The 14798-nt window shown below is 74.9% G+C and carries 7 protein-coding genes and 3 pseudogenes; 6 read left to right on the top strand and 4 right to left on the bottom strand.

What is annotated here, in order from left to right:
• The first annotated feature begins 88 nt into the window (after positions 1 to 88).
• From OTB16_RS27980 to OTB16_RS27960, 5 genes are all read left to right on the top strand, one after another.
• Positions 89 to 1576, top strand: a complete 1488-nt coding sequence (locus OTB16_RS27980; protein ID WP_267723574.1) for a hypothetical protein — start codon at positions 89 to 91, stop codon at positions 1574 to 1576.
• Between the two features lie 145 nt (positions 1577 to 1721).
• Entirely contained in the window at positions 1722 to 3566 is a 1845-nt protein-coding gene (locus tag OTB16_RS27975) for an RNA ligase family protein (protein WP_267723573.1), read from the top strand.
• A 3-nt stretch (positions 3567 to 3569) separates the two neighbouring features.
• On the top strand, positions 3570 to 6608 hold the full coding sequence (locus OTB16_RS27970) for a poly(A) polymerase (RefSeq protein WP_267723572.1): 3039 nt from the start codon (positions 3570 to 3572) through the stop codon (positions 6606 to 6608).
• Between the two features lie 822 nt (positions 6609 to 7430).
• Positions 7431 to 9587, top strand: a complete 2157-nt coding sequence (locus tag OTB16_RS27965; protein ID WP_267723571.1) for a discoidin domain-containing protein — start codon at positions 7431 to 7433, stop codon at positions 9585 to 9587.
• Positions 9588 to 9726: 139 nt separating this feature from the next.
• A complete protein-coding gene (locus OTB16_RS27960; RefSeq protein ID WP_267723570.1) occupies positions 9727 to 10806 on the top strand; it encodes a DUF1996 domain-containing protein in 1080 nt (359 codons plus the stop codon).
• A gap of 261 nt (positions 10807 to 11067) precedes the next feature.
• On the opposite strand, the gene OTB16_RS27955 is transcribed toward OTB16_RS27960, so the two are convergent.
• The 3 genes and pseudogenes from OTB16_RS27955 to OTB16_RS27945 all read right to left on the bottom strand — a co-directional run.
• A complete protein-coding gene (locus OTB16_RS27955) occupies positions 11068 to 11985 on the bottom strand; it encodes an NADP-dependent oxidoreductase (RefSeq protein WP_267723691.1) in 918 nt (305 codons plus the stop codon).
• Between the two features lie 195 nt (positions 11986 to 12180).
• Positions 12181 to 12378 (bottom strand): annotated as a pseudogene (locus OTB16_RS27950) (family 1 glycosylhydrolase); the annotation flags it as partial.
• A 13-nt stretch (positions 12379 to 12391) separates the two neighbouring features.
• Positions 12392 to 12745: pseudogene (locus OTB16_RS27945) on the bottom strand (extracellular solute-binding protein); the annotation flags it as partial.
• Positions 12746 to 12947: 202 nt separating this feature from the next.
• On the opposite strand from OTB16_RS27945, the gene OTB16_RS27940 reads away from it, so the two are divergent.
• Positions 12948 to 14261 (top strand): ROK family transcriptional regulator, encoded by a 1314-nt coding sequence (locus OTB16_RS27940; RefSeq protein WP_267723569.1) that lies wholly within the window; start codon positions 12948 to 12950, stop codon positions 14259 to 14261.
• A 177-nt stretch (positions 14262 to 14438) separates the two neighbouring features.
• Here OTB16_RS27940 and OTB16_RS27935 read toward each other — a convergent pair.
• Positions 14439 to 14681, bottom strand: a pseudogene (locus tag OTB16_RS27935) (substrate-binding domain-containing protein); the annotation flags it as partial.
• Positions 14682 to 14798: the final 117 nt, after the last annotated feature.

The following is a 14798-nucleotide window of genomic DNA, read 5'->3' as shown; positions in this document are numbered from 1 at the left end:
GGTTTCCCCGTCGATCGTGGCCCTGTGCCGGTAGCGGGCGACGGATATGGTTCGGAATCGTGAGGCGGACGACTCGGGAGCGGAAGACATGAACGACGCGGGAGTGCGGGGGGCGTCGGCGGCCGTGCGGGCGCTGAAGGAACTGGCGCAGCAGCGGGCGGACGAGGTCGAGCTGTTCGACGGATTCACGGACGCGGAGCTGGACGGCTGGAACGTTCCCGTGCCGGAGGAAGTGCGGACCGTGCTCCGGGAGATCGGCGGGCTGGAGACCCAGGAGCACGAGTACCGCTTCGGGCCGCGCGGACGCGCGGTGTTCGGCGACGGCTACTGGATCCTGGGCGAGATCGACTTCGGCGAGGGCTCGCTGATCGTCGGCGTCGGCGCCGACGGCTGGGGCCCCGTCGTGGCCGTCAACGCCTCGGGCCACGATCCGGACGTCACCGTCCGGGCCGCGGAGTTCGTGGGCTGGCTCGCCGGTGTCACCGACCGGCTGGCCGCCGGCGTGGAGGACCAGCCGCGGGCCGAGCACTTCGCGGCGGCCACCTCCAGCGTCGAGGTGGCCGAGGGAACCGACGCCGGACTCGCCGCGCTCGTCGGGCGCGGCGATCCGCTGACCGACCTCGTGGACCTGCGCGCCCTGCCCGGCTACCCCTGCACCGTGGCCTGGGAGCCGTACTTCTCCACCGCGCACAACACCGCCGACACCGGGAGCAGCGAAGTCCAGTTCCGGATCGTGGGCGACGGCCGCGCGCTCCTGCTGCGCAGCGTGGTGAGCGGCGACTTCCTCGGCCGGGCCGTACGGCGGCACACCGTTCCGGCGGACGCCGCCGGGCGGGCCGTCGCCGAGCTGCGGGAACTGGCCGTACGTCACCCCGCGTTCGTCGGGCTCGAACCGGGGCGCGCCGACGCGGACATCGACGGCTGGGGGGTCCCGGTGCCCGAGGACGTCCGCGGCCTGCTCCGCGAGGTCGGCGGGGTCACCGTCACGGGGCTGCCCGCGCTGCGCCTGCTGCCCGGCGGCCCGGGGCACGCGGTGGACGCCGAGCTGCACCGGATGCTGGGCGGTGACGGAACGTACTGGCCCGTGGCCCGGATCGAGTCCGGCCGCAACGGCGCCCTGGTCCAGATCCGCCTGGACCGGGAGAGTGGGCGGTGGGGGTACGCCGTCTCGGTGTCGGCCAGCCCCAAGGAGCTGCGCGAGTACCCCGAGGTGACCTTGGTCGCCGAGTCGCTGGCGGACCTGCTGCTGACCTACGCGCGGCTGGCCCGGCAGGCCTCGGAGCGCGCCGACTTCGCGGGCCGCGTCGCCTGCGGCTCGCGGTGGATGCAGCCCAACACCGGGGAGCCCTGGCCCCGGCCCGCGCCGGTCCGCGAGTGGGCCGGGGCGGCCGATCCGCTGCTCGCGGCGGCCGCGGAGCTGCCGGACGGAACGCACGCGGCCGATCTGCGGGAGGTCCCGATCCCGAGCGACCTCTGCTTCTACCGGGCGGCGGGCTGGCCGTACGCCGCCCGGCTGGACCGGTTGCACTTCGCCGAGGGCGGCCGGCTGGCCGCGGCGGTGCCGGTCGGCGGCTGATTGTTCGTCAGTTGACGGATGACGGCCCGGCAGTTGTCCGTGTGGGGCGCGTGCGTGGAGCGGGCGGGCGGGGTTAATCGGTGGCCGGTCCAGGTCCGGATACCTAGAGTGACGGGACCCCCGGATCGTCGAGCAGGAGCGGACCATGCGCGCGCACTACCCCCGTACGGCACACCTGCCCTGGTCCCCGGGGGCCACCGCGGACGACGTGCGGGCCGCCGGGCTGACCGGCATGGCCGGGCGGGAGGTCGTGGTGACCGAGAAGCTCGACGGAGAGAACACCACGCTCTACGCGGACGGCATGCACGCGCGGTCGCCCGACTCCGCGCACCATCCTTCGCGGGCGTGGGTCAAGGGCCTCCAGGGCCGGATCGGCGCCGGGATCCCGGCCGGCCGGCGGGTGTGCGGGGAGAACCTGTACGCGCGGCACTCGCTCGCGTACGAGGACCTGGACAGCTGGTTCTACGGCTTCTCGGTGTGGGACGGCGAGCACTGCCTGGACTGGGACGGGACCGTGCGCTTCCTGCGCGGTCTGGGGGTGCCCGCTCCGCGCGTGCTGTGGCGCGGCACCTTCGACGAGCGGACGCTGCGCAGGCTCAAGGTCGACACGGCGCGGCAGGAGGGGTACGTCGTACGGACCGTGGACGGCTTCGCGCGCGAGGACTTCGGGCGGTGCGTGGCGAAGTGGGTGCGGGGCGGCCACGTGCAGACCGGCACGCACTGGATGTTCGCGCCGGTGGTGCCCAACGGGCTGGGAGCGGCCGCCCCGTTGTGGGCGGTCCGGTCCGGGTCCGAAGCCGACGTGGCGGGACTGCTGGAGGCCGTGGGGATGACCGGCGCCGACGCCGGTGCCGCGTCCGGGGCCACCGGGGTTACCCCGGTCGGCGGCGCGGTCGCCGAGGCGGTGGCCGACGTGGCGGCGCGCATCGACGGGTCGGGGCGTACCGGCGAGGCCCGGCTGGCCGGGGTACTGGCCGCCGCGCTGCACGGAGCGCCGCGGGCCCGGCTCGCCGCCCGGCTCGCGGCGGGGCCGCTCGGGATGCCCCTCGCGCGCCGGGTAGCGGACCTCGTGGGGCTGTACCCGTACCTCCAGCGGCCGTTCCCGGACGCGGAGCGGCGGGCCGGGCTGGTGCGGTTGTCCGCGGCGGCCGACCTGGGGGTGCTGCACGCGCTCGCCGGGGTGCTGCTCCCCGGCGGGGACGCGGACGGCGCCGCGGCGCGGGAGTGCGCCGAGTGGTCGGCGCTGTGTGCCGAGGAGGCGGGGCTGCTGGGGGCGGACCCGCTGCGGTTCCTGCGGGGCGCCCTGCGCGAGTCCCTCGCCGGTCTCGGGGCGGACGCGGCGGACCGCTGCTGGGCCGAGGCGCGGCGCGCGTTCGCGCAGGGCCGGATCTCGGGTCCCGGGGGCGGTCCGGGCGCGGGTATGGGTACGGGGGCGGGGGCGGGCGCCGGATCGGGCGCCGAGGAGGCTGTGGCGGCCACCTGGCGGTGGCGTGACGGATCGTTTCCCCGGCTGGTGCAGTTGTCCGGCCCCTCGGGCAGCGGCAAGAGCACCTTCGGTCGCGCCCTGCCCGGCGTGGACACGTACATCAGTCTCGACGACCTGCGCGGGGCCCGGGGCTCCCGGGCTGACCAGCGGGCCAACGCCGCCGTGCTGAGCGAGGGCCTGGACCGGCTCGACGCCGCCCTGGCCCGCGGCGGCACCGTGGTGTGGGACGCGACCTCGCTCACCGACCAGCAGCGCGGGCTGGCCGGCTCGGTCGCCCGGCGCCGCGACGCGCTGGTCACCCACGCCGTGGTGCTGGTCGGCGAAGAGGAGCTGGTGCGGCGCAATGCCGTGCGCCCCCACCCCGTGCCCCCGCAGGTGCTGAACTCGCAACTGCACCGGTTCAGCCCGTCCTACCCGAGCCAGGCGCACCGTACGTGGTACATCGGCGCGGACGGCCGCGTCGAGGACACGGCCGGCGCCCTGGCCGCGACCGACGGGGAGTGACTGATGCGGACGAGCGAGGAGCTGTACCACCAGGTCCGCTGGGACCCCCGGTTCGACCCGGCGCGGTTCGTGCTCGGGCTGCTCCAGCGCGGGGCCGCGCCGAAGCGCGTGCCGCTGCCGTCGTTCGTGCCCGGCGGCGACATCCCCTGGCACCGGGTGCTGTTCGTCGAGGCGGACGGCGAGCTGGTGTGGGACCGGGCCACCGGCGTGGACCGGATCGACGCGACGGGTGCGGGGCGCGTCCGCGATCCCCGGCTGCTGCGGGCGCCGTTCTTCACCGCCCGCGTCCCGCACGCGTGGGACCCGGCGGGCGGCGGGTCCTGGCGGCCCTCGGAGACCGGACCGCGCGACAGCGCGGACGCCCCCGACCGGGTGCGGCTGCTGACGTGGAACACCCTCTGGGACCGGTACGACGCCCCGCGCATCGCCACCGCCCGGCGCAGGCCGCTGCTGCTGGCCGACCTCGCGGCCTCCGACGCCGACGTCATCGCGCTCCAGGAGGTGGAACCCGAGCTGCTCGGCATGCTCCTGGCGGCGCCCTGGGTGAGGGCCCGCTACACCGTGGGAACGGACCCGGCCGGGCGGGACGTCGCCGAGCACGGGCTGCTGGTGCTGAGCCGGCTGCCCGTACGCGAGGCCGGGTCGCACGCCCTGGGCCCGCACAAGGCGGTCACCGCCGTGGTGGTGGAGACGGCGGCCGGCGCGCTGGTCGTCGCCGCCACGCACCTGACCAGCGACCACACGCAGAACGGGGAAGCCCGGCGTACGGTCGAACTCGCCGTGCTCGCCGAGGGGTTCGGCGGGGTCATGGCCGAAGCCGGAGCAGGGGTCGCCCTGCTGGGCGACTTCAACGACGGTCGGGCCGGGGCCGACGGGCCCGCGGCGGCGCTGGGCCTGCGGGACGCCTGGAGCGAGGTGCACGGGCCGGCCGACGGGACTCCGACCTTCGACCCGGCGGCCAATCCGCTGGCCGCGGTGGGCTCGTTGTCGGGGCGGGCCGCACGGCTGGACCGGATCCTGCTGGGGGCGGCCGGAGCCCGTGTGGAACGTGCCGGGCTGCGCGGGGACGCGCCGGGTCCGGAGGGGCTGTTCATCTCCGACCACTACGGGGTGGAGGCCACGGTGGAGTTCGGGGCGCCGGACGGCGCGGGTCCCGCGCGGCTCGCGGGCCTCACGCGGCTGTCCGTACCGGCGACGGCGCGGACCGCGGTGGCCTGGCTGCCGCCGGAGGACCCGCGGGTGGCGGAGCTCCGCCGCAGGCACGATCCGCAGGTCGGCCGGTGGCCGGCGCACGTGAACCTGCTGTCCGGCTTCGTGCCGGAGCACTGCTTCGAGGAGGCCCTGCCCCTGCTGGCGGAGGCGGTGGCGGGCGTGCCGGAGTTCACCGCGCGCATGGAGGGCGTGCACAGCTTCGGGCACCGTGAGGACGCGACGGTGTGGCTCGATCCGGCGGCGGGCGGCGAGGCTCCGTGGCAGGAGCTGCGGCGGGCACTGGCCGAACGGTTCCCGGGGTGCCGGGGGCGCGCCGACGGCGAGCGGGGCTACACACCGCACCTGACCCTGGGGCGGAGCCGGGACCCGCGGCGAGTGACGGCGGAGTGGGCGGCCCGGCTGGGCGGCGGCACGTCCGCGCCGGTCGGGGAGCTGTCGGTGCTCTCGCGGCGCGGCGACGGGCCGATGCGGGTGCGGGTGCGGGCGACGGTGACGCTGGGCACGGGCGAGGTGCGGTGGGCGCCGGAGCACGGCGAGGCGGTGGACGACGGCGCGGCGGTGGACGACGGCGCGGCGGTGGAGCGCGGCGCGGCCGAGGGGGCGGCCGCCGAGGACCTCGCCCGGGCGGTGACCGGGCGGGTGGCGGCGGCTCTCGGCGACGGGCTGGTACGGGTCGCCGGGTCGCGACGGATGCGCTGCGCGCTTCCCCAGGCGGATCTGGACCTCGTGGCTGCCCTGCCGGGTGCGGCCGAACTCGGCCAGGTGCGGCGCACGTTGGCGGCGGCCTTTCCGGAGGCCGAGCGGATGCGGGAGGTGACCGGCGCCCGGGTTCCGGGGCTGCGGTTCCGCGTGGGGGCCCTGCCCGTGGACCTGGTGGTGGTCGGATGCGGCCCGCTGGAACCTGAGCGGGCGCTCGCGCGACGGGCCGAGCTCGACGAGGCGGCGGCCGTCGCGCTGAGCGCGCTGAGCGACGCCGACGCCGTACGGGACTTCGCGGGGGCGGAGCACGCCGCCGCCTTCACCCGGCTGGCGCGAGAGGTCAAGGCCTGGGCGCGCGCCCGGGGGCTGGACTCGGCACCGTTCGGCGGGCTGCCGGGCATCGCCTGGGCGGTACTCGCGGCGCGCACGGTTCGGGCGGCGGGCCCGCTGGAACCCGAGGCCCTGCTGCGGGAGTTCTTCGGCACCTGGGCCGCCTGGGACTGGCGTCACCCGGTGGCCCTGCCTCCGGCACCGGAACCCACGCCCGCGGCGGGCCCAGGCTCAGCCCCGGTCCCGGGTCCGGTCGACGCGTGGCCGGGGGCCCGTACCGGCCCGGTTCCCCCCGGTCCGGACCCGAGGACGGCGGGCGGCCCGGCGGCGGTGACCGTACTGACTCCGTCGGAGCCGGTGCGCAGCTGTACCGCTCAGGTCGGGCCGGGCATGCGTGACCTGCTCGTACGGGAGCTGTACCGGGCCTGGGACGTGCTGGAGGAGGACCCGGGGGGCTTCGACGAGGTCCTGGCCGTGCCGCCGCTGCACCGCCGGCACGCCGCGTGGGCGGTGGTGACGGTGCGGGGACCGGCGGCCGGAGGGTTCGAGGACGCCCTCGGCCGGACACGGGGGCGCATGCGGGCGCTGCTCGGCGCCCTGGAAGAGGCGGGCGTGGCGGACGCGCACGCCTGGCCGAGGCCCTTCGCGTCGGGGCCGGGCCTGGTCCGGTACGCGGTGGGCCTGGGCTCGGCCCCGCCGGACGCCGCGCGCCTGGCCTGGCTGGCGGCGCCCTGGACGTCCGGCCTGGCGGGGGTCGAGGTCACCTGGGCCGCGGGCGGGGACGTCCCGGACCTGCCCTGAGCCCCGGTCCCGATCGGGGTCCCGGCCCCCTTGCGGCGCACGAACCCGCCCGGGGAGACCACCCCGCCGGCGGCCACCGGGCGTCACGGGCCGCGCTCGCACCCCGCCGATGCCGCCTCCCCGGTGTCCCGCTCGGGGCCACGAGCACGACGGCCCGGACGGGCCCGTTCCCCGACAGAAGGCCGGGCACCTCCCGGCGTACAGAAGGCCGGGCACCTCCCGCCGTGCGGAGGGCAGACGCGGCGCGGCGGGGGCAGCCCGACGCCGCCGGTACGGACAGGGCGTGGCCAGCCGCCCCCGACCAGCCACGTCCACGCCCACGCACGCGCCGCAGCCGCAGCCGCAGCCAGAGCCACGGCCACAGCCGATCCGCGGAACGGCTCTCCCCCTGCGCGAGCCGCACCGCGAGCCGCACCGCATCCGTCCCGCCTCCCTGCCACGGTCCGGCACCGGCCCGGCACCGGCCCGGATCCGGAGCGGGGGTGGGCGGCGGCCGGGGCACGCCTCGTAGCGACGACCAACGAACACACGCCGCCGCAACCGCTCGTGGCTCGGACACCTCCCGAACGCTTCCCGCCGCTCCGTCCCGCCCGGCGGGCGCGGCGGGACGGAGCGGTCAGGAGCCTCAGTACAGCGCTGCCGGGTTTTTTCGTCAACACTTTTCACAAGGATTGAAGAAACTCCAAGTTCACAGGCCTGATGCACAGTTGACACATCGTTTGATCTTCAGTTCATGAACGCTCAAACCCTTGACGGCCTCTCCTGCGGGCAGTTCACTCACGCTTCGATCCCCCCGGATCCCCGACGTCAGGAGCACCCCGCATGACCCTCCTCTCCGACCGGCCGCCACGCCTCGCCGTCGCGGCGCTCGCCGCGGCGCTGGTCGCCGCCCTCCTCGTGCTGCTTCCCGGCACCGCCGCGCACGCGGCGCCGGTCCTGCTCTCGCAGGGCAAGGCCGCCACCGCCTCCAGCCTGGAGGGCGCCGGTACCCCGGCCGGGGCCGCCGTCGACGGCGACAACGGCACCCGCTGGTCCAGCCAGTTCGCCGATCCCCAATGGATACAGGTCGACCTCGGCTCGCCCGCCCAGCTGAGCCAGGTCGTGCTGCGCTGGGAGGCCGCGGCCGCCAAGGCGTACCGCGTCGAACTGTCCACCGACGGCACCAACTGGTCCACCGCCTACTCGACCACCGCCGGCGCGGGCGGCAACGTCACCCACGACGTCACCGGCACCGCCCGGTACGTGCGGGTGTACGGGACCCAGCGCACCACCGGATACGGCTACTCCCTCTGGGAGTTCCAGGTCTACGGCACCACCGGCACCGGACCGGTCATCCCCGGCGGCGGCGACCTCGGACCCAACGTGATCGTCTTCGATCCGTCGACGCCGAACATCCAGGCCAGGCTTGACCAGGTCTTCGCCCAGCAGGAGTCGGCGCAGTTCGGTTCGGGCCGCTACCAGTTCCTGTTCAAGCCCGGCACGTACAACGGGCTCAACGCGCAGATCGGCTTCTACACCTCCATCTCGGGCCTCGGGCTGAATCCCGACGACACCACCATCAACGGCGACGTGACCGTCGACGCCGGGTGGTTCGGGGGCAACGCCACACAGAACTTCTGGCGTTCCGCCGAGAACCTCGCCCTGAACCCGGTGAGCGGGACCAACCGCTGGGCCGTCTCGCAGGCCGCGCCGTTCCGCCGGATGCACGTCAAGGGCGGCCTGAACCTCGCTCCGAACGGCTACGGCTGGGCGTCCGGCGGCTACATCGCCGACTCCAAGATCGACGGGCAGGTCGGCAACTACTCGCAGCAGCAGTGGTACACCCGTGACAGCTCGATCGGCGGCTGGTCCAACGCGGTGTGGAACCAGGTGTTCTCCGGAACCCAGGGCGCGCCCGCGCAGTCGTACCCGAACCCGCCGTACACCACCCTGGACACCACGCCCGTCTCCCGTGAGAAGCCGTTCCTCTACCTGGACGGCGCCGACTACAAGGTCTTCGTCCCGGCCAAGCGGACCAACGCCCGCGGCACGTCCTGGGGCAACGGTGCGCCGCAGGGTTCCTCGATCCCGCTGAGCCAGTTCTACGTGGTGAAGCCGGGCGCGAGCGCGGCGACGATCAACGCCGCCCTGGCGCAGGGGCTGCACCTGCTCTTCACGCCCGGGGTCTACCACGTGAACCAGACCATCCAGGTGAACCGCCCGGACACAGTCGTGCTGGGCCTGGGCCTCGCCACGATCATCCCGGACAACGGGGTCACCGCGATGAAGGTCGCCGACGTGGACGGCGTGAAGCTCGCCGGTTTCCTGATCGACGCGGGCACCGTCAACTCGCCCACCTTGCTGGAGGTCGGCCCGGCCGGCACCACCACGGACCACGCGGCGAACCCGACCACCGTCCAGGACGTCTTCATCCGGGTCGGCGGCGCCGGCGCGGGCAAGGCCACGCTCGGCATGGTGGTCAACAACCACGACACGATCGTCGACCACACGTGGATCTGGCGGGCCGACCACGGCGACGGGGTGGGCTGGGAGACCAACCGCTCCGACTACGGGTTCCGGGTGAACGGCGACGACGTGCTCGCCACCGGCTTGTTCGTCGAGCACTTCAACAAGTACGACGTCGAGTGGAACGGCGAGCGCGGCCGCACGATCTTCTTCCAGAACGAGAAGGCGTACGACGCGCCGAACCAGGCCGCGATCCAGAACGGGTCCGTCAAGGGCTACGCGGCCTACAAGGTGGCCGACTCGGTGAACACCCACGAGGGCTGGGGCCTGGGCAGCTACTGCTATTACAACGTGGACCCGACGATCCGTCAGGAACACGGCTTCCAGGCGCCGGTGAAGCCCGGCGTGAAGTTCCACGACCTCCTGGTCGTCTCGCTCGGCGGCAACGGCCAGTACGAACACGTCATCAACGGCATCGGCGCCCCCACCTCGGGCACCTCGACCGTCCCCTCCACCGTCCTCTCGTTCCCCTGATCCACCCCTGACCCCCGGAAGACGCGGGGCGGCCCGGCGGCCGCCCCGCGTTTTCCGGGCCATCTGAGAGAGCGCTCTCCCACAGCACGCTCCCGGGAGCGCCCTCCCGCCACCCCGCCCCACCGAAGGAGCCGCAGAAATGACACTCCGACCGCGGACCCTGTCCGCCTTACTGGTCTCGGCGGCCCTCGCCGTGACCGCGGCCGCCGGTCTCGGCGGCCTCGCCCTGACCGCCCAGGCCTCGCCCGACGGCGGTGGCACGGCCGTCCACGCGGGCATGAACCACGCCGCCGTCGCCCCCCTCGCCACCGGCGACGACCCGGACGGCGACGGCTACATCCCGGCGGTGCCGCAGGTCACCGGGGTCACCCCGTCCTGGGAGAACCCCCCGGACCGGTACTTCCACGAGTTCCAGGCCAACTGCGCCGTCACCAAGACCGCGTCCGACGACCCGATCGTCTACGCGGGCCGTCCGGGCGCCTCCCACAACCACACCTTCATGGGCAACAAAACGACGGACGCCTTCAGCACGACCGCCTCGCTCAGCGCGGGCGGGACCGCCTGCACCGCCCCCGGCGACCTCTCCGGGTACTGGATGCCGACGCTCTACAACGGCGACCAGCCCGTCCTGCCGACAGGACCGCAGGTGATCTACTACAAGACCGGCGTGACCGACTACAAGAGCGTGCGCCCCTTCCCCAAGGGCCTGCGCTTCCTCGTCGGCAGTCCGACGCAGACGGCGGCCGAGTTCCGCGGCCACCGCGGCTGGGTCGAGGGATGGGAGTGCGGCGAGAGCTTCAAGAACACCGAGATCCCCGCCAGCTGCCCGCCCGGAAGCCAGCTCAACATCCGCATGCAGTCCCCCAGTTGCTGGGACGGCACGTTCCTGGACACCCCCGACCACAAGGCGCACATGGCCTACCCGGTCGTGAAGCCCGGCAATAACGACAACGTGTGCCCGGCCGGCCACCCGGTGGCCGTCCCCATGGTCGAGTTCAAGATGGCCTTCCCGGTCAGCGGCGACATATCGCGGGTCCGGCTCTCCAGCGGGAGCGGGCACTCCTTCCACTACGACTTCTTCAACGCCTGGGACGACCGGACCCTGAAGGCGCTCGTCGACCACTGCATCCGCGGCGGGCTCCAGTGCAACGCCCGCGGCTACGACGAGACCCACCCCGCGGCGGGCGCCGCCCTGGGCCCGGACTACCGCCTCCCGTGACCCCCTCCCCCGTTCCCCCCACTCCTCCAGGAGGTCCCCGCGTGCCCTCCCGCATGCGTTCCCTCGTCACGGCCGCGCATGCCTGACCGGTTCGGGGTCCGTGTCCGACCGCCTCGGCGCCCGTTCCCGACCGGTTCGGCGTCCGTGTCCGGCCGGGCCCCCTGACGCTCCCCGCGCACTCCGCGCGCCGCCCTTCCACCCCGCCGGGCGGCGCGCGGTTCGGCGTGCCCGGGGCCGGGTGCCGCGGGGCCCGGCCCGTGCTCAGACCTCGATGACGATCTTCCCGGCGGTGTGGCCGTCCTGGCTGAGCGCGAAGGCGGCCGCCGTCTCGGCGAGGGGGAAGGTCTCGGCGACGGTGACCGTCAGCTTGCCCTCGTCGGCGAGGCGGGCCAGTTCGGCCAGGTCGGAGCCGACCGGGCGGACCCACATCCACTCGCCGCCGGAGCCGGTCACCGTGGGGTCGGCGATCGAGGCGTGCCGGCCGTCATTGTGGAGCACCTCGCGGGTCACGGAGAGGACGCCGCCGACGAAGTCCGCGACGACGGTGGCGCCTTCGGGGGCGAGCGCGCGCACCCGGTCCGCGAGGCCGTCCCCGTACGCGACGGGTTCCGCGCCGAGGGCGCGCACCCGGTCGTGGTTGCGCGGGGAGGCGGTGCCGATGACCCGCGCGCCGAGCGCGCGGGCGATCTGGACGCCGAGGGATCCCACGCCGCCGGCGGCGCCGTGGATGAGGACGGTGTCGCCCTTGCCCGTGCCCAGCCGGGTGAGCACCTGGTAGGCGGTGAGCCCCGCGAGCGGGAGTCCGGCCGCTTCGGCCCAGCCGAGCGAGGCGGGCTTGTGCGCCAGGGCGCGTACGGGCACGGTCACGAACTCGGCGAAGGTGCCGCCGTGCACGTAGTCCTTGCGGGCGTACGCCATGACCTCGTCGCCCTCGGCGTACTCGGGGGTGTCGATCCCGACGCGTTCGACGGTGCCGGCGACGTCCCAGCCGGGGACGACCGGGTACACGACGTCCATCAGGGCGTCGAGCCCGCCGGACATGATCTTCCAGTCAACGGGGTTGACGCCCGCGTACTTCACCCGGACCAGGACCTCGCCCGGGCCCACCTTCGGCACCGGCAGCCGGGTCTCGGCGAGCACCTCCGTCCCGCCGTACGTCTCGTACGCCATCGCCCTCATGGTGGCCTCGGCCATGTTCCGACCTCTCCGTGTGGTGGTGGACCCCGCCCCGGGACCCGTCGCCCAGGGGCGCGTCACCCGGGGCCATCCCACCACGCACGCCGCGCCCGGCCCCCGAAGCGGGGCGGGCGCGGCGCGGCGCTGCGCAGGGTCGGGCCGGGGCCAGCCGGGGCGGTGGGCGGCGCCGTGGGCGGCGATGACGTCGGCGTAGTGGCGGCCGCTGGACTTGACGGTGCGGCGCTGGGTCGCGTAGTCGACGTGGACCAGGCCGAAGCACTTGTCGTAGCCGTAGGCCCACTCCAAGTTGTCCAGCAGGGACCAGGCGTAGTAGCAGACGACCGGCGCGCCGCGGCGGGCCGCGCGGGCGCGGGCGGCGAGGTGGGCGGTCAGGTACGCGGTGCGCTCGCAGCAGGGCTCCGGTGGCCTGGAGGAAGGAGGACCAGGTGTTGCCGATGTTGAGGACGTCGGGGCCCTGGCCGGAGGCGGTGGCCGCCAGGATCCGGTTGAGCAGGTCCGACCAGGGGACCACCTCGAGCTTGACCTTGATGCCGGTCTGCTCCTCGAACTTCTTCAGTTCCGGACCGAGCGTCGCCTGGTCCGCCGTGATGTCGGGGCCCTGGTTGGAGGCCCAGTAGGTGAGCTCCTTGGGGGCCGTGTTGGAGCCGCCCCCGTTGTCCGCGGATCCCCCGCCACAGGCGGTGACGGCGGAGAGGAGGGAGACTGCGACGGCGGCGGCTGCGGCGGCTCTGGTTCTGCGCATGACGGCTCGGTCCCTTTCGGCAGGGTCGGAGGAAGGCCTGCGGGGTCGGCGGGGTGGTGCCGGGAGTCGTCCGCCCCGGCATCTCCGCTGCGCCTGTTTTCGCCCAGGATTTAATTTAATACGTGAGTTAAGCCGCGCCAAGGGGTCGCGCAAGGGTATGTTGCGAGCGAAGTGACACCGACGTCACTGCGGAAGGGGCCAGATGACCACGGGGCGTAACGGACGAACGGTGCGGGACCTGCGGCGCGGCAACCGGAGCGCCGTTCTCCAACGGCTCTACTTCGGCGGACCGATGAGCCGGCAGGAACTGGGGCCCGCCACCGGGCTGAGCTCGGGATCCGTCAGCAATGTCGTGGGCGAGCTCGTCGCGGACGGACTGCTGGAGGAGGCGGGCGTCGTCGACTCCGACGGCGGCCGGCCCCGCACCCTGCTGCGCGTGGCGCCCGGCAGCGCCCACATGATCGGGGTGGACGTCGGCGAAACCCGCGTCCGCGTCGAGCTGTTCGACCTGACCCTGACCGAACTCGCGCGCACCGAGATGCCGTTGCTGCCCCGCGGCTGCTACGACGTCGGCCCCATCGTCGACCACATCCGGACCGGCATCGCCACGGTCCTCGCCGAGGCCGGGGTCGGTACGGAGCGGCTGCTCGGCGTCGGAGTCGGCGTGCCGGGCATCGTGGACCGCGGGTCGCCCGGCGGAGCCGTGGTGCACGGCCAGACCATCGGCTGGGACGCGGTGCCGCTGGAGGGACTGCTGCGGGCGACGGGAGCCCTCCCGGACGAGGTCCCGTACATCATCGACAACGGCGCCCGGACGCTCGGTCAGGCCGAGATGTGGTTCGGCGCGGGACGCGGGGCCCGCGAGGCGGTCGTCGTGCTGTTCGGCTCGGGCGTCGGGGCGAGCCTGATCACGGACGGCTCACCGGAGGGCGGCACCACGGAGGGAACCCCCCTGGAGTGGGGCCACTTGACGGTGTCGGTACGGGGCCGGCGGTGCCGGTGCGGGGCCCTGGGCTGCCTGGAGGCGTACACCGGGGCGGAGTCCCTGCTGGCCCGGTGGACCGAACGGGGCGGACGCCCGGGGGACTCGGCCGACGAGGAGGAGGCCGTGGCCGCCCTCCTCGCGGCGGCCGGCGCGGCGGACCCGGTGGCGCTGGCGGTGCTGGAGGAGACGGCGGAGTACCTGGGCGCCGGCCTGTCGGACCTGATCAACCTGTTCCGGCCCGAGCGCATCCTGATCGGCGGCTGGGCGGGCCTGATGCTGGGCCCGCACATCCTCCCCGCGGTACGGGAGCACGCGACGCGGTACTCCCTGCGCCACCCGGCCGGCCGGGTCGCCATCAGCATGGGCTCCCTGGGCCCGGACGCGGTCACGGTGGGCGCGGCCACCCTCCCGCTGTCGGCGTTCTTCACGACGGGCGGCCGCCGCGCGGCCCCCGAACCGCGGACGGAACCCCCGGGCTGGCGCACGGCCCTGGACGTCCGCGGCGAGGCGGCGGCGGCCCGCCGGGCGTGAGGGGGCGCGGGGCCCGGAGGGGGCGCGGACCCCGGAGGAGGCGCGGGGGCGGGTACGGGTACGGGGCCTAGGGCGGGCACGGGTACGAGGCCTAGGGCGGGCGCGAGTACGGCTACGGGTGCGCGCGGGCGCGGGTACGGCGGCACGGGGCCGAGGGCGGGCGCCGCGCGCTTCCGGTCAGGCCGACGCGCGGATCACCAGTTCCGGGACGAACAGCACGGCCTCCGGTTCGGCGCCCGCCGCGCCCGTCACCCGGTCCAGGAGCAGCCGGACCATCTCGGCCGCCATGTCCTCCACCGGCTGCCGTACGGTCGTCAGCCGCGGCCGGCACGCCGCCGCGGCGCTGGAGTCGTCGAAGCCGACGACCGCCACGTCGTCCGGGACCCGGCGCCCGTGCTCGGCGAGCACCAGGCACGCCCCTGGAAGCCTCCGGCTTCCACGCCACCCCCCGGGGCCTGCGCCTGCGCACCTGACGGCCGCGGGGCCCTCACCCCTTCCGCGTCCCGGCCTCCACGTCCGTGGCGCGCCCCGCAGCCA

It is taken from the genome of Streptomyces antarcticus (genome assembly GCF_026627255.1).
GTDB lineage: Bacteria > Actinomycetota > Actinomycetes > Streptomycetales > Streptomycetaceae > Streptomyces > Streptomyces antarcticus.
The sequence above is the reverse complement of the archived record's forward strand: the minus strand, read 5'-3'. Positions and strand labels throughout refer to the sequence as shown.